Below are 19,554 nucleotides of genomic sequence, written 5' to 3' on the forward strand. Positions count from 1 at the left end.
GATGTTTGAACAAGGAATGGCCAGGCTCCACGAATTGATGGTAATTTTATATGCTTTGAGCACGATGCTGTATTTTATTGATTTTTTAAATCAAAACCGGAAGGCGAATAAAATCGCCTTCTGGATTTTATCGATTGTTTGGGTTCTTCAAACAATTTTTTTGTTTTTATATATGCTGCAAACCGGCCGATTTCCGGTCCTTACCCTTTTTGAAGGGCTTTATTTTTATGCATGGATTTTGATTACATTATCACTCATTATCAACCGGTTGCTGCGAATGGACTTCACTGTGTTTTTCACAAACATTATCGGGTTTGCCATTATGGCCATACATACATTCGCTCCCGTGCAAATGGAGTCACAGGCTATGGCCGAGCAGCTCGTCTCTGAACTTTTGCTCATCCACATTACAATGGCCATCTTGTCGTACGGTGCATTCTCGCTTTCTTTCATTTTTTCAATGCTATATTTGCTGCAATACCGGCTGCTGAAAATGAAAAAATGGAGCCAGCGCCTGTGGCGTCTCGGTGATTTGGACAAACTGGAGAAGTTCTCGTACGTATCAAATGCGGTCGGTGTGCCGATGCTGTTGTTAAGCTTGATTCTCGGTGTGATCTGGAAGTTTATTAAACTGCCCGACGTCAGCTGGTTTGACGCTAAAATCATTGCTTCTTTTATTTTACTAATTATTTATGGCATTTACCTTTATTTAAAAGTTCGTAAAGAGCTGTATGGGAAATCACTGGCGCTATTGAATGCCGCCGCCTTTTTAATTATCTTAATTAACTTTTTCTTAGTGAGCCGATTTTCATCGTTTCACTTTTGGTACACTTAATAGGAGGATATTATGAGAAAAATTATTGTCGGTTCCCGCAGGAGCAAGCTTGCTTTAACGCAAACAAATTGGGTGATCGCCCAACTAAAAAAAATAAAGCCGGAATATGATTTTGAAGTAAAAGAAATTGTCACGAAAGGCGACCGCATTTTAGATGTCATGCTGTCTAAAGTAGGCGGAAAAGGCTTGTTCGTTAAAGAAATTGAACAAGCGATGTACGATAAAGAAATTGACATGGCGGTGCACAGTATGAAAGATATGCCGGCTGAACTGCCGGAAGGGCTGACAATCGGCTGTATTCCTGAGCGGGAAGACCACCGTGATGCCTTTATTTCGAAAAATCATGTGAAGTTAAGTGACCTGCCGGCCGGTGCAATCGTCGGGACGAGCAGCCTGCGCCGCAGCGCTCAGCTGCTGGCGTCCCGTCCAGATCTTGAAATTAAATGGATTCGCGGAAACATTGATACGCGGCTTGCGAAGTTGGAAACAGAAGAGTATGATGCGATTATTTTGGCTGCGGCCGGATTGTCACGAATGGGCTGGACATCTGATGTGGTGACGGAATTTCTAGAGCCGGAACTATGCCTGCCTGCTGTTGGACAGGGAGCGCTTGCCATTGAGTGTCGTAAAGATGATAAAGAAGTACTTGATCTGCTCGCTGCTTTCGCTTGTGCGGATACGACAAAAACAGTGACAGCCGAACGAGCTTTCTTACATGAAATGGAAGGAAGTTGTCAAGTGCCAATTGCAGGGTTCGCCGTGAATGAAGGAGAAGAAACGGCTCTGACAGCACTCGTCGCATCTCCAGACGGGAAAACGATTTATAAAGAAACAGTAAAAGGCAGTGATCCGAAAGTGGTTGGCGTAGAGGTAGCTGCCCGCTTGAGTGAACGCGGAGCGAAAAAGCTAATTGGAGCGGTGAAAGCGGAGCTTGATGCTGAATGATGTCCGCCGGGCCGTTGTTTGGCAAACATGTGTTAGTCACTCGCCCGAGAGGACAAGCGGCATCATTTATTGATAAAATAGAAGCAGCCGGGGGAATGGTTCATTTCGTTCCTCTGATTGCTTTTCGTTCTTTTTCCGATCCGAATGGAAAAGATCGTTTACAAACATTGTTTACATATGACTGGATTATTTTAACAAGCAAAAACGGTGTCGACTTTTTCTTTCAGCAGCTGGAAAAAGCGGGAAAAGACCGCGCGGATATTCAAGCCCGCTTTGCCGCGATCGGAACGGAAACGGCTGCTGTGCTTCAAACATACGGGTTTCAAGCGGAGTACATCCCTGAGAAGTTTTCTGCCGACCAGTTTGCGAAAGAAATCACAGACGGCAGCTTTGAAGCAACAAAAGTACTGATCCCGAAAGGCAATCTCGCCAGAACAATGATTGCCGATGCGCTTAGAAAAAAAGGCATGGCTGCCGATGAGTGGATCGTCTATGAAACATTTTTTCCTGAGGAAGAAAAGGCCCGCTTAATTGACTTGCTGCAAAAAGAAAGAACAGATGTGATCACCTTTACGAGCCCTTCTTCCGTTCGCCATTTCATGAAAGCAGCGGAAGAAGCAGGCATCGACGCGTTTGAACAATCTGTTGTTGCCTGCATTGGCCCGGTGACAAAAAAGGAAGCGGACCGCTTTGGCCTGCACACAAAGATTTGCCCGGACGTCTACACGAGCGAATCATTGGCCGAGGCAATTGACCACTATTTCAGAAAGGAAGAGAACTGATGGAATTACAATTTAAACGCCACCGCCGCTTGCGTCAATCGGCGAATATGCGCGCGCTTGTACGTGAAACGGTGCTGCATAAAGAGGATTTTATTTATCCGCTGTTTATCGTTGAAGGCGATAACATTAAAAACGAAGTGTCCTCCATGCCGGGCGTGTTCCAGCTATCGATGGACCGCTTAAAAGAAGAAATGGATGAAATTGTGAAGCTCGGCTTGAAGTCTGTTATTTTATTTGGTGTGCCGGTTGAAAAAGATGCGGAAGGCACAGGTGCTTATCATAACCACGGCATCGTCCAGCAAGCGACTCGTTTCATTAAAGGCCAGTATCCGGATATCGTTGTTGTGGCTGATACGTGTTTGTGCGAATATACAGATCATGGCCATTGTGGCGTCATTGAAGGCAACAAAGTGTTGAATGACCCATCTCTTGATTTGCTCGCTAAAACAGCGGTCAGCCAGGCAGAGGCAGGCGCAGACATTATTGCCCCGTCAAATATGATGGATGGCTTTGTCGCTGCGATTCGCCGAGGTCTAGATGAAGCGGGCTTTATAGATGTCCCGATCATGTCTTATGCGGTCAAATATTCTTCCAGCTTTTACGGTCCATTCCGTGACGCTGCGGACTCTACTCCACAGTTTGGCGATCGCAAAACGTATCAGATGGACCCAGCGAACCGGCTGGAAGCTCTTCGTGAAGCGCAGTCCGATATGGAAGAAGGCGCCGATTTTTTAATTGTTAAGCCTGCGCTGTCTTATTTGGATATTATCCGCGATGTACGCAATGAGTTTAATGCACCGGTTGTTGCCTATAACGTCAGCGGCGAGTATTCAATGGTTAAAGCGGCCGCACTTAATGGCTGGATTGATGAAAAAGCGGTTGTCATGGAAAAATTGACCAGCATGAAACGGGCAGGCGCCGACTTAATTATTACGTATTTCGCAAAAGATGCAGCCCGCTGGCTGAGTGAATAATTGAATCAAAGGAGGTCTCAATCATGCGTTCTTATGAAAAATCAAAGCAGGCGTTTCAAGAAGCAGTTAAATTAATGCCAGGCGGTGTCAACAGCCCGGTGCGTGCCTTTAAATCTGTTAATATGGATCCGATTTTTATGGAGCGGGGCAAAGGCTCAAAAATTTACGACATCGACGGCAATGATTATATCGACTATGTGTTATCGTGGGGGCCGCTTATTTTAGGCCATGCGAATGACCAGGTCGTTGAAGCATTAAAAAAGACAGCTGAAACCGGTACGAGCTTTGGGGCGTCGACACTGATTGAAAATGAGCTGGCTAAGCTTGTTATTGAGCGTGTTCCGTCCATTGAAGTCGTCCGCATGGTGTCTTCAGGGACAGAAGCGACGATGAGCGCTCTTCGTCTTGCCCGTGGATTTACGGGCCGCAACAAGATTTTAAAGTTTGAAGGCTGCTACCACGGCCACGGAGATTCGCTGCTTATTAAAGCAGGTTCCGGGGTAGCGACATTAGGTTTGCCGGACAGCCCGGGTGTACCTGAAGGTGTGGCGAAAAATACGATTACCGTCGCTTATAACGACTTGGACGGCGTCAAATACGCCTTTGAACAGTTTGGCGATGACATTGCCGGTGTCATTGTAGAACCAGTCGCAGGCAATATGGGTGTTGTGCCTCCGCAGCCGGGCTTTCTTGAAGGCTTGCGTGAAGTGACGGAGTCTCACGGGGCACTCTTGATTTTTGATGAAGTCATGACGGGTTTCCGTGTCGGCTATAATTGCGCGCAAGGACTCTTCGATGTGACACCGGACATTACGTGCCTCGGCAAAGTGATCGGCGGAGGGCTTCCGGTCGGTGCTTACGGCGGCCGGGCAGACATTATGAACCAAATTGCCCCGAGTGGGCCGATTTACCAGGCCGGTACGCTTTCCGGAAATCCGATGGCGATGACAGCGGGACTCGAGACGCTTCGCCAGCTGACGCCCGAAACGTACGAAGAGTTCGGCCGCAAAGCAGACCGCCTCGAAGAAGGACTTTCCCAAGCAGCGGAGAAATACAATATTCCGATTACATTTAACCGCGCCGGCTCCATGATTGGCTTGTTTTTCACGAGCGAAGAGGTAACAAATTATGAAAAAGCGAAAACATCTGATCTTGAGTTATTCGCTGATTATTACCGGGAAATGGCGGACGAAGGTGTTTTCCTGCCGCCATCCCAATTTGAGGGCTTGTTTTTATCCACCGCTCATACAGATACAGACATTGAACACACGATTTCAGCTGCTGAAAAAGCGTTTAGCCGCTTAACAAAATGAGATCGAATGAATCCCGCTTGTGCGATGCGCAAGCGGGATTTTTGCGCCGAAAAAACAATCGTGCCGGGCTAAGTGAAAATGGGTAAACTATCATAATCTATTTAGGGCGGGCATACAAATAAATTGTGAGAGAAGATGAATATGGACTTAATGCCAGCATTCAAACGAACAAATTGAATGAGGCTGTTGATTTGAAAGGAGGAAATGAAGTGGCGTCTCAAGATGTGTCGTATTTACGATTTTCATTAGAAGAAACAGTGTGGTTTTCAAGCGGGCAGGAAGTAAAAGAGTTATACTCCATTTCTCTTGACCCGCAAATTCAATCGGAAGAAGAAGACCAGTTTGTTAGAATGCATGGCTTTTTAGAGCTTTCAGGAGAATATGCTCCTTCTGAAAAGAAAGAAACTGAACAAACCGTAACAACTACTCATAAATTTGTACAGCAAGTGCTCGAACGAGGGGACAGCGAGTGCGAATTTTTCCACCGCTTTCCGATTGACATCACCATTCCGAAAAATCGCATTGCCAAAATGGAGGACGTTGAGATTTATATTGATTCATTCGATTATGAATTTCCCGAGAAAGCGAATTTGAAATTAACGGTTGATCTCTCGATATCAGGCATAGCGGAAGAACAGCCGGCTGCTGAAAGAGCACCTGCCGCTAAGACGGAAGCGGCTGAAGCAGCCGAGGAAACAGAAGAAATAGTCGAAGTCAAGAAAAAAGAGGAACCAGTTAAAAATATGAAAGAGGAAGAACCAGCTGAAGTTAAGAAAAAAGAAGAAGTTAAAAGTATGAAAAAAGAAGAACCAGAGTTTTCAATATTAAAGCTGGACGTGAATACAACGGACAGCATGGAAAAAGAAGAAGAAGCCGAAACTGATTTTTCAGTAGAAGTGAAAAGACAGCCAGATCTACCGGAAAAAGAAGTAGAAAGCCAGCTCATTGAAGCAATCGAAAAAAGAAAAGAAAAACGGATGAGTGAATCTCCAAATATAATCTTAGATATGGAGAGCGTTAACCAAGAGCCGACAGAGACAGCTCCGGCCACGGAAGACATTAGCGAGGAGCCGGCAGACATACAGGAGTCCCCAGATCTGACTGACTCTCCTTCCAATGAGCCGGAAGCAGTAGAGCCAAAAAAGAAAAAAGCTTTCGGATTGAAGAAAAAAGAAACGATGTCGTTGGCTGATTTTTTTGCTAGAAAAGAACCTGAGGAAGCCGTAACGTGGAAAGTTTGTCTCGTGCAAAAAGATGATACGCTGCAAAAGGTAGCAGAGCGTTATGGGCTGCCGGTAGCTGATTTAGTCCGGGAAAACCGACTGGAAACAAATCAAAGCATTGAAGAAGGCCAAGTACTTTATATACCGTCTTCCCATTCGGCCGGCAAGTAACGGCCCGGCTGTCCCCGATTGAAGTTGGGACAGCCTTATTTTTTTAATAAAGCGGGTGAAGAAAGTGGAACAGCCCTATTCAGCTATTTGGAAAAGCTACGGATTGAAACCGAAGCATGTAGAAACAATGGGCCGTGTACAAAAAATATCCACCGATGCAGGCCAGTTCGCTTTGAAAAGAATTCCCGCTGCCCGGGGAATGGACTTTCTATTCAATATGCAAAAGCTTTATCAGGCGGGCTACCACCGGTTCGTTCCTGTTTATCCGGCTCTTGACGGCAGGTATGGCATTCTTGAAGGCTCCTATATTTATTATTTAATGCCGTGGATTGAAAGCGGCAGACAAGAAGCGCAGGAAGCAGAGAGAAAAATGCTGCGAGAAGCAGCAAGGCTGCATTTAGTCTCTTCTGCTGATGTGCGCGTGTCGAAAGCGGGGCGCGAGGAACAATATGAACGGACATCCGCTGTTTGGGAGCGCCAGGAAGAACAGCTGGAACAATTTTTGTTACTCGCGGAAAAGGAAACGTACATGTCATCGTTTCAACTGCTTTTTTGCCTATATTACACCGAAATTCGCCAAGCTTTTTTTTACGCGAAAGAAAAGCTGAGTGAATGGAAACAGGCAACAGAAGAAGAAGAGAAAGCAAGAACTGTCCACGTACATGGAAAGCTCGAACCTTCCCACTTTCTAATGGACGCAGGTGGAGGCGGCTATTTTATCAATTTAGAACAATCGCGAAGAGCCACACCCATCCATGACTTAATTCCGTACTTTGCCCGCACACTCGACGCCTTTCCGGAAGGATCCACTTCAACAAGGGAATTATTCGAGTATTACACAAGTTTTTTTCCAATGAAAAAAGGAGAAAAACTGCTGTTTCAAAGCTATTTAGCTTATCCGGGAGCGATATATGAAACAATTGCTGCTTATTTTCTAAGCCGGCAAAAACAAAACGAGTTCCAATATTCCCGACAGCTCCAGAAAAATTACTGGCAAATGAAAAACATCGAGTATTTTATTACAAGTTTGAAAGAAGAAGGGTGATAAAGTGGGTGGATGCAGAAGGTGAAGAAGGTCGTGCACAACACAGTGAAACGGTGCACAATCTTGACAGCGGGCGTATATTTCAAGGTAGTTCACGAACGCTAATAGGCCATTACAAAAAGACGTCTCGCCAGACGTCTTTTTTAAATCCACTCGAGATGAAGGGCGACGGCAATCAGCACAAAGATGGCCATCAAAATCACATCGAATGTCGTCGGAAAGAAAATGGTGCGGATGCCCTGAAACACGCAAAACGGAATGGTCAGCTGACAGCAGACGCTTCGGACGGTCCGCAGCCACGGCGGCAAGGAATACGGATTGTATCTTCTTCTCATCATCACACCTGCCTGTTGCTTCATAGGCACTTTAAAAAATGCCATCAAGCGTTCTTCTTTTACTATATGTAACGATGGTAAAAGGGGTGATTTTTCAAGCAGCTAAAGCAAGATCTTTGACAGATGAAGGAAGGTCATTTACGTTGAAGAGGAGAGGCGCAAAGGACATACATAACTTTTTTCATACCGCAAAAAAATGATAGAGAGGATGATTATATGTTTGACTTATTGAAATCCCATGCATCTGTTCGAAAATATACAAATGAACAGATCTCAGACGAAACGTTCCGTGACCTGCTTGAAGCTGCCCAGCACGCAGCCAGCTCTCATTTCGTACAGGCGTATTCTGTCGTACGCGTGAAAGATTCGGAAAAGCGGCTGAAACTTGGGGAGTTATCAAAAAATAAACAACAATTCGAGTCTGCTGCGCTGCCGCTCGTTTTCTGTGCCGACTTGAAACGACTGGAAAAAGCAGTGTCATTGCACGGCAAAACGATAGAAGGCAGCACAGCTGAAAATCTGCTTGTCGCTGTTATTGACACCGCTTTATTTGCTCAAAACTTTGTCGTTGCTGCGGAATCAAAAGGGTATGGCATTTGCTATATTGGCGGCGTGCGCAACAATCCGCAAGCGATCAGCGAATTGCTCAATTTGCCTGACTATGTGATCCCGCTGTTCGGTTTAACGGTCGGCGTGCCCGCAGAATCAAACGAAGTAAAGCCGCGCCTGCCAATGGAAGCGATTTTGCATGAGGATTCATATGATGAGCAAAAATATGACGTCCTGCTTCCGCAATACGATGAGCAAATGAGTAAGTACTATGCCAGCCGCACGGCAAACAAGAAAGACGCCGCCTGGACGAGCGGGATGGCTGCCTTTTTATCAGAGCCGCGCCGGGCGTACATGCTTGATTTTCTGCAGTCAAAAGGGTTTATTAAAAAATAATTAGAAGAAAGATTGACGTTAACACCTGTTTTTCGATAATATATGAATGATTGATATAGAAAAGCAAAGACCGGGAAGAGTACAAAGACAAAGCTTGCTTAAAGAGAGGAAAACTCACGGCTGAAAAGTTTTCCGCAAGGCCCCTTTGGAATGTCGCCTGTGAGCTGCTTCTGTGAACGTTCAGTAGCGGAAGCCGGTTACCAGCCGTTAATGGATTGAGAGCCGAATGAGTCTGCCTGTGTGCAGCCATTCGTGAAAAAAGGTGGCACCGCGAACAACTCCTTCGTCCTTTTGGCGACAGGGGTTTTTTGGTGCTTAGGAAACTATAAAATATCGCAGTGCGCATACCTTGCGAATGGAGCGAGACTGCGTCTAGCTCCAGCGCCTAGCCCCTCGAGGTCAAATAACCTTTCACCAATGAAGTCAAAAAGCGGACTTCCTTGGTAAAAGAACATTTGCTTGTCGGGGCTGACCAAAATGCTTGCGCATTTGCTCTGAAAATAAGGAGGAAATTTCGATGGAAAATAATGAATTGTCGATGCCGACAAAATATGACCCGAAAGCAATTGAACAGGGACGGTACGACTGGTGGGTGAAAGGCCAGTATTTTGAAGCGAAAGATGACGAAACAAAAGCGCCCTACACGATCGTTATTCCGCCGCCAAACGTAACAGGCAAACTGCACCTTGGCCATGCGTGGGACACGACGCTGCAGGACATTTTAACACGGATGAAGCGGATGCAGGGCTATGATGTACTTTGGCTGCCGGGCATGGACCACGCGGGCATTGCCACGCAGGCGAAAGTGGAACAAAAGCTCCGTGAAGAAGGCAAAACCCGCTATGACCTCGGACGCGAGAAATTTTTAGAGGAATCATGGAAGTGGAAAGAAGAATACGCGGAATTCATCCGCCAGCAATGGGCCAAGCTTGGTCTCGGCCTTGATTACAGCCGCGAGCGCTTTACGCTGGATGAAGGTTTGTCGAAAGCGGTGCGTGAAGTATTCGTTTCCCTTTACAACAAAGGCTTAATTTACCGCGGCGAATACATTATTAACTGGGATCCGGCAACGAAAACGGCTTTGTCGGACATTGAAGTTATTTACAAAGACGTCCAGGGTGCTTTTTACCATATGAGATATCCGCTTGCGGACGGCAGCGGCCACATTGAAATCGCGACAACACGTCCGGAAACGATGCTTGGCGACACAGCTGTTGCTGTTCATCCGGAAGATGAGCGCTACAAGCATTTGATCGGTAAAACGGTCATTCTGCCAATCGTCGGCCGTGAAATTCCAATCGTTGGTGATGACTATGTCGATATGGAATTTGGTTCAGGTGCGGTAAAGATTACACCAGCCCACGACCCGAACGATTTTGAAATCGGCAACCGCCACAACTTGGAGCGCGTGCTTATTATGAATGAAGACGGCACAATGAACGAACGCGCCGGCAAATATAATGGCATGGATCGTTTCGACTGCCGCAAGCAAATTGTAAAAGATTTGCAGGAAGAAGGCATTCTATTTGAAATCGAAGACCATATGCATTCTGTCGGCCACTCGGAGCGAAGCGGTGCAGTTGTAGAACCGTACTTATCGACGCAATGGTTCGTGAAAATGCAGCCGCTTGCTGATGCGGCGGTGGAATTGCAGTCAAAAGAAGACAAGGTCAACTTCGTACCTGACCGCTTTGAAAAAACGTATCTTCATTGGATGGAAAATATCCGTGACTGGTGTATTTCCCGTCAGCTTTGGTGGGGTCATCGCATTCCGGCCTGGTACCATAAAGAAACGGGCGAAGTGTATGTCGGCCACGAAGCACCAGCAGACGCTGAGAATTGGGAACAGGATAAAGATGTACTCGATACGTGGTTCAGTTCCGCGCTATGGCCGTTTTCCACAATGGGCTGGCCTGACGCGGAAGCAGCTGATTTTAAACGCTACTACCCAACCGGCGTTCTCGTAACCGGCTACGATATTATTTTCTTCTGGGTATCACGCATGATTTTCCAAGGACTGGAATTTACAGGTGAACGTCCATTTGAAGATGTGCTTATCCACGGACTTGTCCGTGACGCTGAAGGGCGAAAAATGAGTAAGTCGCTCGGAAATGGCGTAGACCCAATGGAAGTAATTGATCAGTATGGCGCTGATTCGCTGCGTTATTTCTTATCTACTGGCAGCTCGCCAGGACAGGATCTTCGCTTTTCTGTAGAAAAAGTGGAATCCATCTGGAACTTTGCCAATAAGATTTGGAATGCTTCCCGTTTTGCGTTAATGAATATGAATGGACTGAAATATGAAGAAATCGATTTGAGCGGCGAAAAATCAGTTGCCGACAAGTGGATTTTAACTCGTTTAAATGACACGATCGCAACGGTAACGAAGCTCGCTGACCGTTATGAATTCGGTGAAGTCGGCCGCGTACTGTACAACTTTATTTGGGACGATTTCTGCGACTGGTATATCGAAATGGCAAAACTGCCATTATATGGCGAAAACGAATCGGCAAAGAAAACGACGCGCTCGATACTTGCTTACGTATTAGACAATACGATGCGCCTGCTGCATCCATTTATGCCATTTATTACCGAGGAAATATGGCAGAACTTGCCGCATAGCGGCGATACGATCGTGACGGCAAAATGGCCGGAAGTAAATGACGAACTGTCCGATCAACAAGCAGCCGCCGACATGAAACTGCTCGTGGATATTATTCGTTCTGTGCGCAATATTCGTGCGGAAGTGAACACGCCGCTCAGCAAAAAAATTAAATTGATCGTCAAAGCGAAAAATGAAAACGTGCTGAGCACACTCCAATATAATCGTGCGTATATTGAACGATTCTGTAATCCGGAAGAACTCGTTTTATCCACGGATGTGGCTGCTCCTGATAAAGCGATGACAGCTGTTGTAACAGGTGCAGAATTGATTTTGCCGCTTGAAGGATTAATTAATATCGAAGAAGAGTTAGCCCGTCTGCAAAAAGAATGGGACAAATGGAACGGCGAAGTCGAGCGAGTGCAGAAAAAACTCGGCAATGAGCGCTTCGTCAGCAAAGCGCCTCAAAAAGTTGTGGACGAAGAGCGGGCGAAAGAAAAAGACTACTCAGAAAAACGCGCAGCCGTCGAAGCACGCATGAAGGAAATGAAAGGATAATTTAATGGGAAGACGAATCTGCGGCCTGCAGGTTCGTCTTTTTACAAGTCGTCCTCAATTTGCAAAGTTGGATAATAAGCAAGATGGATCAGCTAATAAATAAGGGCATTTGAATAATAAGTAAGATCAATCGAATAATATAATCTCGTTTTAGGCTTATAAATAGCCGAACCTTCATTGATATAGCTTTTTAGGAGGGAAATTATGCTGAATACATACAAAGAAGCACTAAATTGGATTCATGGCCGGCTGCCGCTCGGCATTAAGCCGGGTCTGAAGCGGATGGAATGGCTCATGAAAAAGCTCGATCACCCAGAGCGCCGATTGAGAACCGTCCACATTGCGGGAACGAACGGCAAAGGATCAACAGTAACTTATATGCATTCAATTTTACAGGAAGCAGGCTATGAAATTGGTACATTCACTTCACCGTACATAGAGCAGTTTAACGAACGGATCAGTGTGAACGGCGATCCGGTCAGCGATGAAGCGATTATTGAGCTCGTCGAAATCATCCGGCCGCTCGCAGATGAGTTGGAAAAAACTGAACTCGGCGGGCCGAGTGAGTTTGAAATCATCACCGCGATGGCGCTCTATTATTTTGCGTACATCCGGCCAGTCGACATCGTGCTGTTTGAAGTCGGACTCGGCGGGCGGCTCGATTCCACAAATGTGATTCATCCACTCGTCTCTATCATTACGACGATCGGAATGGATCATATGCAATTTCTTGGCGACTCGATTGAAGATATTGCCTTTGAAAAAGCAGGCATTATTAAAAATGGGGTGCCGGTCATTTCTGGTGTTAAACAAATAGCTGCTCAAGAGGTGATTACAAGGCGGGCAAAAGAAGCTAAATCCGCCGTTTATCAGTTCGGTGAACAATTCAAAACTGACTGGCAGGAATCGCTGCCACAAGGCGAGCTTTTCCATTTTCAATCTGTTTTTGCTGACATGAAAGACTTGCGCACCGGTTTAAACGGCCTTCACCAAACAGAGAATGCGGCACTGGCTGTCATGGCTATTTTGTACTTGCGTGCCTTTTATGCCTTCAATGTGGAAGAAGGACATATTCGCCTTGGGCTCCAAGCTGCTTACTGGCCCGGAAGGATGGAACAAATTTGCAAACAGCCAGTTATTTTGCTGGACGGTGCCCATAATCCGGAAGGCATGGAAGCACTCGCTGCTTCCTTGAAAGAGCGTTATCCGGACAAACGTATCACCGCTTTATTTGCCGGCTTAAAAGACAAAAAGCTGGGCGATATGGCCGCTCTGCTTAGAAAAGCAGCTGACTCGGTCATTTTCACAAGCTTCAACTTTCCACGAGCAGCAGGGGAGAAAGACTTCGAACCGCTTCTTTCCATTCACCAATGGAAAGAAGACTGGAAAAAAGTCATCAGTGAATTTGAAATTTCTGCTAAAGAAGACGAAGTGCTCGTCATCACCGGATCGCTTTACTTTATTTCGGAAGTGAAAAAACAGTTTTAACCGTTCTTTATGGAACGGTTTTTTTATGTAGAAAAACATGGTAAAGTGAAAAGGAGGTTCCTTATAAGAAATAAAGGAGGAAAAAGTTATGTGTATAAAAGACAGTAAAAATGATCGTTTACTCAACACTTTTTATGGGAGAACAAAAAAGTGACGCTCCTGATCTTTATTATTGGTCTTATATTTGGCTCGTTTTTCAATGTGGTTGGTTTAAGAATTCCAATAGGAAAGTCTATTATGTTTCCGAGAAGTTCCTGCCCGAAATGTCATTGTATTTTATCCCCTCCCGAGCTTATACCGGTTTTATCCTACGTCTGGCAGAAAAGATCATGCCGAAGGTGCGGTTTACTCATTTCTCCAATTTATCCCTTCACAGAACTATCCACTGCTTGTTTGTTTGCCGCCGCGTACGCGGTATTCGGCCTTCAATTCCCTTTCTTAAAAGCGTTGATTCTCATTTCTTTGTTAAGCATTATTTTTATCTCCGATGTCGTCTACATGATCATTCCTAATAAAATACTTTTGTTCTTTACTTGTTTATTTTTTATCGAGTGGCTTTTTTTATCGATGCCGCTTAAACTGGATGCTTTGATAGGCGCCGCAGTCAGCTTTATTTTAATGATGATTGTTGCGGCGGCCTGCCGGGGAGGTATTGGAGGCGGAGATATAAAGTTGTTTACTTTACTCGGATTCGCGCTGGGATTAAAGGGTTTTTTTCTTACTTTCTTTCTCTCGCTCTGGCTTGGAACAATTGGCGGGCTTCTCGGCATGCTTCTAGGGAAAGTCAAACGGAGGCAGCCATTCCCATTTGGTCCCTTTATTGCATTTGCCTCTTTGCTAGCATTATTTTACGGTGATGTTATGTTTAAGTTCTACCTGTCTTTCTTCCGTTGAAACACGGTGAAAGATAAGACGAAACACAAAAATATTTGCCGAAATTTTTCCAGAACAGGACGACAAAAGTCTTGTTCTTTTTTTTATTCGCTGTGATAGCATGAAGGCAACTTCAATGGATGTGGAAGGGTGATCTCAAATGGACAAGCCGAAGAAATCGCAAGACATTTTTTTAACGATCGGCGACAATAAGAAAAAGCAGGAACGGAAAGAGCTGATCGTACCAGATTGGAAAAAAGGATCAACGGAAAGTGCAGCAGCAGCTGAACCGAAAAAAGAAGAAGAAGAATTTCAATGGATTTTTCCTGAGGAAACAGAGCGGAAAGAAGACGTGCTCGAGCAATATGTCTCGTTAAAAAGACCGGCTGCGAAGTGGACAGCGGGCAAGTTGTTTATTATTGTGGTCAGCGCCGTGTTAATCGGTTTGCTATTGGGCTATGCGATGGTAAAAGTTGTTACGCAAAAGGAAGAAGTGCCGCCGCAAGCCATTTTAAAAGAAGCAAAAGTTGAAAAAGAAGCGCCTGCTCCAGCTGCACCTGCCACTCCGAAAGCGGCCGGCACTCCGCTTCTTCCAGTAGAGATGGCTGTTGTCCAAGGCGGCGTATTTTCGACAAAAGAAGCCGCTGCTGTGATGGAAAAACAATTGGCAAGCAAAGGACTGCCTGCTGAAGTCGTGACGCAAAACGACCAGCACATTATTTTACTGGCTGCTTCATCCACCGTAGAAACCGCTAAATTGATTGGAAGCACATATGAAACAGCAGGCGCTGCTGTTTACGCCAAACAAACATCCATTGCCCCTGCCGAAAACTTGCAGGAAACGGCTGGGGAACTGGCCGCACTTTTCCCGGTTATTGCCGAAGAAAGCGGGAAAAAGTCAGCCGGGGTTCCTGCTGATTTAAATAAGCTTCAAGAGGCTGAACAAAAACTGCAGGCGGTGAATATCCCGTCGAAAGACGAGACATCCGCCAAACTAAAACAATTACTGACAGAAGCGTTAACTGAAGCCAAAAGCGATCAGCCGCAGGCCGCCAAAGCTGCGCAAGAGAAGCTTCTGGCTTTTTTAGCCGTTTACGGACAATGAGTTAATTTTTATTCCTTTTCTGCCCGCACTAATGAAAACAGTGCGGGTTTTATCGGGTGGCTTCTATTTTGGAAAAGTTTGTAGTATTGTTCCGTTTTTGATAAGATAGCTTTGTATCTCCCTTATACCTCGAAAGAAAGGTGATTGATTTTGACGCAGTTGATTTTAGCCTCGGGTTCTCCCCGCCGAAAAGAACTCCTCGAACAGATTGGCCTGGTGTTTACAGTTGAAGTAAGCCATGCTGATGAAACGATCTCCCCTGGAATGTCTCCAGAAGAAACAGTTATGCAATTAGCTTCCATGAAAGCTGCCACAGTGGCAAAAGATCATGAAAATAGCTTTGTGGTCGGTGCGGATACGATCGTTGTCCTTGATGAAGAAATTTTAGGAAAGCCAAGTGATCGTGAAGAGGCGAAGAAAATGCTTCAGCGCCTCTCAGGCCGCGTACACTCTGTTTATACAGGAGTGGCCGTAACATATGAGGCGAATGAGTACGTTTTTTATGAAAAAACAAACGTCACTTTTTGGGAGCTTTCAGAAGAGGAAATGAACAGCTACCTGGACACTGGTGAACCGTTTGATAAAGCGGGTGCGTACGGCATTCAGGGAGCGGGTGCTGTCTTTGTGAAAAAAATTGACGGTGACTATTTCTCTGTTGTCGGGCTCCCGATCGCTTCTTTGTACAGGCAGCTTAAGCGGCTCGGCTGGCAAGGTACTGCTTTTTCCTCCCATTCCTAAAAAGGATAAAAGGAGAGAAAAAAATGCCAAAAGAAACATTTATGATCCGCGATGTACCTTCAGAAGACCGCCCGCGGGAGCGAATGATCGCGAGCGGAGCGGCCAGTCTGTCCAATCATGAACTTCTCGCCATTATTTTGCGGACGGGAACGAAAAGTGAATCCGTCTTGCAACTAGCTAATCGCCTCTTAAAAACATTTGATGGACTCCGCCTGCTGAAAGAAGCCTCTCTCGAAGAAATTACTTCCATTAAAGGCATCGGTGAAGCAAAAGCCGTGCAAATCATGTCTGCACTTGAACTAGGCCGGCGCATCAGTCAATTGAAATTCGAAGACCGCTACGTCATTCGTTCGCCGGAAGACGGGGCCAACTATGTGATGGAAGAAATGAGATTTCTCACCCAGGAACATTTTGTCTGCTTGTATCTCAATACGAAAAATCAAGTGTTGCACAAGCAAACGCTGTTTATTGGCAGCTTAAACGCTTCGATCGTGCATCCGCGCGAAGTTTTCAAAGAAGCTTTTCGCCGCTCAGCAGCTTCCATTATTTGTATTCACAATCATCCGTCGGGCGACCCGGGTCCGAGTAAGGAAGACATAGATGTGACGAAGCGGCTCGCAGAATGCGGCAAAATTCTTGGCATTGAGTTGCTTGATCATCTGATCATAGGTGAAAAGAAATACGTAAGTCTGAAAGAAAAAGGCTATTTATAACGCTAGGATTTTTTTTTTCCTTCAGTTATAATATAAGTTATGATTTTTGCTAGTTGTTTTTGTCGAAAACTTGAAGAATGATGCTAAATCAATCACGATAAAAGTAATGGACCGAGAAAGGGAGATACTTGTATGTTTGGAATTGGAAGCCGAGATCTTGGAATAGATTTAGGAACGGCTAATACGCTCGTTTATTTAAAAGGAAAAGGCGTCGTTTTACGTGAGCCGTCTGTTGTGGCGCTTCAAACAGATGCGAAACAAATTGTAGCGGTTGGAAACGATGCGAAAAAGATGATCGGCCGTACACCGGGGAATGTTGTAGCGACGCGCCCAATGAAAGACGGCGTTATTGCTGATTATGAAACAACAGCAACGATGATTAAATATTATTTGAAACAAGCGACAAAAAGTGGAAAAGGCTTTTTTACAAGCAAACCGTATGTGATGATCTGTGTACCATCCGGCATTACAGCCGTCGAAGAGCGGGCAGTCATTGACGCGACCCGCCAGGCTGGTGCCCGCGATGCATATACGATTGAAGAACCGTTTGCAGCCGCAATCGGCGCCAATCTACCTGTATGGGAGCCGACGGGCAGTATGGTTGTCGATATTGGCGGCGGCACGACTGAAGTGGCGATCATATCTCTAGGAGGCATCGTCACAAGCCAGTCTTTGCGTATTGCCGGCGATGAAATGGATGATGCGATTGTTGCTTATATTCGCAAACAGTACAATTTATTAATCGGTGACCGAACGTCGGAAACGATCAAAATGGAAATCGGTTCAGCCGGTGACTTTGAACAAATCCCGAGCATGGAAATTCGTGGTCGTGACTTGTTGACAGGACTGCCGAAAACAATTGAAATTACCGGGGCAGAAATTGCTGATGCATTAAAAGACACGGTGACGGCGATTGTTGATACGGTAAAAAGCACGCTTGAGCAAACACCGCCTGAATTGGCGGCAGATATTATGGACCGGGGAATTGTACTTACAGGCGGCGGCGCACTGCTTCGCAATTTAGACAAAGTCATCAGCAAAGAAACGAATATGCCGGTAATCATCGCCGAAAATCCACTCGACTGTGTAGCAATCGGAACGGGAATGGCGCTTGATCATATTGATTTATTTAAAAACAAGGGCAAATAAGGTACAATTTTATCTAGCTGCAGCGCCTAGCCGCTCGAGGTCAAATAACCTTTCCTCAATGAAGTCAAAGAGCGGACTTCTTTGAGGAAAGAACATTTGCTTGTCGCGGCAGACCAGGCGCTTCCGCTTTTAAAGATATCTAGCTGCAGGCGCTAGCAGCTCGAGGTCATAAGTCAAACTGACTGCATGGCTAAAAAGCGCCATGTAGTCAGTTCGCCTTATGCTTGTCGCTGCTGGCCGAGCGCCTTCCGCTTTTAATGTAATCCGGAAGCGGCTAAAAGCTGTCGGATTCTAACTTAATGCAAACAAACAGAGGTGGAGTATATGCCACAGTTTTTTACAAATAAGCGTCTGATCATTCTTCTTGGGAGCATTATTGTTCTTGTCGCTTTAATTGGTTTTTCTCTTCGCGATAGGGATAATTTATCCTGGCCGGAGCAATTCGTCAAAGACATTGTCGGTTTAGGGCAAGCAGTTGTATCTAAACCTGCAAATGGTTTCGCAGGTTTTTTTAGTGAGATTGAAGACTTACGAAGTACATATGACGAAAATAAAGAATTAAAAGCAAGAATTAAAAAAACAGCCCAGTTGGAAAGTGATGTAGCGCGTCTCAAAAAAGACAATCAGGAACTCCGGAATGTGCTCGGTAAAAAGAAGAGTTTAGCAGATTACGAGCCGGTGCAGGCGACGGTGATCGCCCGTAATCCGGACCGCTGGTATGATGTGATTACGATCGACCAGGGAGAAGCAAATGACATTCAGCCGAACATGGCTGTTATCACAGCCGAAGGACTAATTGGGAAAGTGAAAAACACATCGAAATTCACATCCACTGTTCAGTTGTTAAGTGCTCACGATTCGAGAAACCGTGTATCAGCGATGATTCAGGGAAAAAGCAATATATTTGGTTTGATTGAAGGCTATGATAAAGAGCAAAAATCACTGTTAATGACGAAGATTCCTTACGATTCCAGTGTGAAAAAAGGAATGCTCGTCACTACTTCAGGAAAAGGCGGCGTCTTTCCGAAAGGATTAGTCATTGGAAAGATAAAAAAAATGGTGCCTGATGAATTTGGCTTAACTCAGACGGCACTCATTGAACCAGCCGCTTCCTTTAATGATCTCGAGCATGTCATGGTTACAAAACGCAGCATGACGACTGTCCTTCCGCAAAAGAAAGAACGCAAACAGGTTCTCGTTGAGGAGGGAAATTTGTGAAACGGCTTCTTCTCCCATTGCTAATGCTCGTGCTTTTTTACAGCGACAGCTTATTTACCGCTGTGTTGCCGGACACGGCTTTTAACGGGAAATATGTGATCGTTCCGCGTTTCTTTACGGTTGGATTATTATTCATGTCCATTTTTTTCGACCGCAACACAGCCATTAAATATGGGTTTCTGTTTGGCTTTCTTTTTGATATTTTTTACACAGGAATACTGGGGGCGTACATGTTTTTTCTGCCTCTGATTGTGTACATCACATCGAAACTTGTGAAAGTACTGCAAAACCATTTATTCATTTTGGGCTTTATTATTCTGTTCGGAATTTTTTTGCTGGAGCTGATTATGTTTCAGTTGAACGTGCTCATTGAGCGGACGGAAATGACTGTAACACAATTTGCTTCGATCCGTCTGGGGCCGACTTTGCTTTTAAATCTTATCTTTTACTTACTTTTAGCGCTGCCGTTAAAAAACGCATTTGAAAAGCTCCGGCGCATTTATAATGACTAAGTCCAGAAAAGTGTAAAGAGGAATCAGAAG

General features: G+C 45.3%; 18 protein-coding genes and 1 other annotated feature. Of the genes, 17 read left to right on the forward strand and 1 reads right to left on the reverse strand.

All coding sequences use genetic code 11. The features are described from left to right. The first annotated feature begins 1 nt into the window (after position 1). The 7 genes from F9802_RS00125 (at position 2) to ysxE (ending at position 7,288) form a co-directional block, all read left to right on the forward strand. Positions 2 to 835: a cytochrome C assembly family protein gene (locus F9802_RS00125; protein ID WP_152149129.1), complete on the forward strand. Its 834-nt coding sequence runs from the start codon at positions 2 to 4 to the stop codon at positions 833 to 835. 12 nt (positions 836 to 847) lie between these two features. Then, entirely contained in the window at positions 848 to 1,780 is a 933-nt protein-coding gene (gene hemC, locus F9802_RS00130) for a hydroxymethylbilane synthase (RefSeq protein WP_152149130.1), read from the forward strand. Then, positions 1,777 to 2,562, forward strand: coding sequence for a uroporphyrinogen-III synthase (locus F9802_RS00135; RefSeq protein WP_152149131.1), 786 nt, complete (start codon positions 1,777 to 1,779; stop codon positions 2,560 to 2,562). The genes hemC and F9802_RS00135 overlap by 4 nt, the downstream gene beginning before the upstream one ends. Further along, positions 2,562 to 3,536 carry a porphobilinogen synthase gene (gene hemB / locus F9802_RS00140; RefSeq protein WP_404799130.1) on the forward strand — a complete coding sequence of 325 codons (975 nt, stop codon included), beginning with the start codon at positions 2,562 to 2,564 and terminating at the stop codon, positions 3,534 to 3,536. The genes F9802_RS00135 and hemB overlap by 1 nt, the downstream gene beginning before the upstream one ends. A 23-nt stretch (positions 3,537 to 3,559) precedes the next feature. After that, the gene (hemL, locus tag F9802_RS00145) at positions 3,560 to 4,849 is read left to right on the forward strand and encodes a glutamate-1-semialdehyde 2,1-aminomutase (protein WP_152149133.1); all 1,290 of its coding nucleotides are present in this window, start codon (positions 3,560 to 3,562) and stop codon (positions 4,847 to 4,849) included. Positions 4,850 to 5,058: 209 nt separating this feature from the next. Then, positions 5,059 to 6,243: a stage VI sporulation protein D gene (gene spoVID / locus F9802_RS00150; protein WP_191991711.1), complete on the forward strand. Its 1,185-nt coding sequence runs from the start codon at positions 5,059 to 5,061 to the stop codon at positions 6,241 to 6,243. Between the two features lie 64 nt (positions 6,244 to 6,307). After that, positions 6,308 to 7,288: a spore coat protein YsxE gene (gene ysxE / locus F9802_RS00155; RefSeq protein WP_191991712.1), complete on the forward strand. Its 981-nt coding sequence runs from the start codon at positions 6,308 to 6,310 to the stop codon at positions 7,286 to 7,288. A gap of 143 nt (positions 7,289 to 7,431) precedes the next feature. Here ysxE and F9802_RS00160 read toward each other — a convergent pair whose 3' ends face one another. Next, a complete protein-coding gene (locus F9802_RS00160; RefSeq protein ID WP_152149728.1) occupies positions 7,432 to 7,623 on the reverse strand; it encodes a hypothetical protein in 192 nt (63 codons plus the stop codon). A gap of 216 nt (positions 7,624 to 7,839) precedes the next feature. On the opposite strand from F9802_RS00160, the gene nfsA reads away from it, so the two are divergent. From nfsA to mreD, 10 genes are all read left to right on the forward strand, one after another. Continuing rightward, a complete protein-coding gene (gene nfsA / locus F9802_RS00165; RefSeq protein ID WP_152149136.1) occupies positions 7,840 to 8,568 on the forward strand; it encodes an oxygen-insensitive NADPH nitroreductase in 729 nt (242 codons plus the stop codon). A 57-nt stretch (positions 8,569 to 8,625) separates the two neighbouring features. Next, positions 8,626 to 8,862: a binding site (T-box leader), on the forward strand. 223 nt (positions 8,863 to 9,085) lie between these two features. Further along, positions 9,086 to 11,728: a valine--tRNA ligase gene (locus F9802_RS00170; RefSeq protein WP_152149137.1), complete on the forward strand. Its 2,643-nt coding sequence runs from the start codon at positions 9,086 to 9,088 to the stop codon at positions 11,726 to 11,728. Between the two features lie 204 nt (positions 11,729 to 11,932). Then, positions 11,933 to 13,216, forward strand: coding sequence for a bifunctional folylpolyglutamate synthase/dihydrofolate synthase (locus F9802_RS00175; RefSeq protein WP_152149138.1), 1,284 nt, complete (start codon positions 11,933 to 11,935; stop codon positions 13,214 to 13,216). A gap of 150 nt (positions 13,217 to 13,366) precedes the next feature. Further along, on the forward strand, positions 13,367 to 14,110 hold the full coding sequence (locus F9802_RS00180; RefSeq protein WP_152149139.1) for a prepilin peptidase: 744 nt from the start codon (positions 13,367 to 13,369) through the stop codon (positions 14,108 to 14,110). Between the two features lie 139 nt (positions 14,111 to 14,249). Beyond that, entirely contained in the window at positions 14,250 to 15,194 is a 945-nt protein-coding gene (locus F9802_RS00185; protein WP_152149140.1) for a hypothetical protein, read from the forward strand. Positions 15,195 to 15,344: 150 nt separating this feature from the next. Further along, positions 15,345 to 15,932 carry a Maf family protein gene (locus F9802_RS00190; RefSeq protein ID WP_152149141.1) on the forward strand — a complete coding sequence of 196 codons (588 nt, stop codon included), beginning with the start codon at positions 15,345 to 15,347 and terminating at the stop codon, positions 15,930 to 15,932. A 23-nt stretch (positions 15,933 to 15,955) separates the two neighbouring features. Further along, positions 15,956 to 16,645, forward strand: a complete 690-nt coding sequence (gene radC / locus F9802_RS00195; protein ID WP_152149142.1) for a RadC family protein — start codon at positions 15,956 to 15,958, stop codon at positions 16,643 to 16,645. A 132-nt stretch (positions 16,646 to 16,777) separates the two neighbouring features. Beyond that, entirely contained in the window at positions 16,778 to 17,794 is a 1,017-nt protein-coding gene (locus tag F9802_RS00200) for a rod shape-determining protein (RefSeq protein WP_152149143.1), read from the forward strand. A 324-nt stretch (positions 17,795 to 18,118) separates the two neighbouring features. Continuing rightward, positions 18,119 to 19,012, forward strand: a complete 894-nt coding sequence (gene mreC, locus F9802_RS00205) for a rod shape-determining protein MreC (protein ID WP_152149144.1) — start codon at positions 18,119 to 18,121, stop codon at positions 19,010 to 19,012. Further along, the gene (mreD, locus tag F9802_RS00210) at positions 19,009 to 19,524 is read left to right on the forward strand and encodes a rod shape-determining protein MreD (RefSeq protein ID WP_152149145.1); all 516 of its coding nucleotides are present in this window, start codon (positions 19,009 to 19,011) and stop codon (positions 19,522 to 19,524) included. Before mreC ends, mreD begins: the two co-directional genes overlap by 4 nt. Positions 19,525 to 19,554: the final 30 nt, after the last annotated feature.

The organism is Bacillus aerolatus, from assembly GCF_009183655.1.
GTDB lineage: Bacteria > Bacillota > Bacilli > Bacillales > Domibacillaceae > Pseudobacillus > Pseudobacillus aerolatus.

What these genes read in the sequence shown, in the direction of transcription:
- F9802_RS00125 (WP_152149129.1), top strand. Translation starts at nt 2, where the DNA reads ATGTTTGAACAAGGAATGGCCAGGCTCCACGAATTGATGGTAATTTTA.
- hemC (WP_152149130.1), top strand. Translation starts at nt 848, where the DNA reads ATGAGAAAAATTATTGTCGGTTCCCGCAGGAGCAAGCTTGCTTTAACG.
- F9802_RS00135 (WP_152149131.1), top strand. Translation starts at nt 1,777, where the DNA reads ATGATGTCCGCCGGGCCGTTGTTTGGCAAACATGTGTTAGTCACTCGC.
- hemB (WP_404799130.1), top strand. Translation starts at nt 2,562, where the DNA reads ATGGAATTACAATTTAAACGCCACCGCCGCTTGCGTCAATCGGCGAAT.
- hemL (WP_152149133.1), top strand. Translation starts at nt 3,560, where the DNA reads ATGCGTTCTTATGAAAAATCAAAGCAGGCGTTTCAAGAAGCAGTTAAA.
- F9802_RS00160 (WP_152149728.1), bottom strand. Translation starts at nt 7,623, where the DNA reads ATGAGAAGAAGATACAATCCGTATTCCTTGCCGCCGTGGCTGCGGACC.
- nfsA (WP_152149136.1), top strand. Translation starts at nt 7,840, where the DNA reads ATGTTTGACTTATTGAAATCCCATGCATCTGTTCGAAAATATACAAAT.
- F9802_RS00170 (WP_152149137.1), top strand. Translation starts at nt 9,086, where the DNA reads ATGGAAAATAATGAATTGTCGATGCCGACAAAATATGACCCGAAAGCA.
- F9802_RS00175 (WP_152149138.1), top strand. Translation starts at nt 11,933, where the DNA reads ATGCTGAATACATACAAAGAAGCACTAAATTGGATTCATGGCCGGCTG.
- F9802_RS00185 (WP_152149140.1), top strand. Translation starts at nt 14,250, where the DNA reads ATGGACAAGCCGAAGAAATCGCAAGACATTTTTTTAACGATCGGCGAC.
- radC (WP_152149142.1), top strand. Translation starts at nt 15,956, where the DNA reads ATGCCAAAAGAAACATTTATGATCCGCGATGTACCTTCAGAAGACCGC.
- F9802_RS00200 (WP_152149143.1), top strand. Translation starts at nt 16,778, where the DNA reads ATGTTTGGAATTGGAAGCCGAGATCTTGGAATAGATTTAGGAACGGCT.
- mreC (WP_152149144.1), top strand. Translation starts at nt 18,119, where the DNA reads ATGCCACAGTTTTTTACAAATAAGCGTCTGATCATTCTTCTTGGGAGC.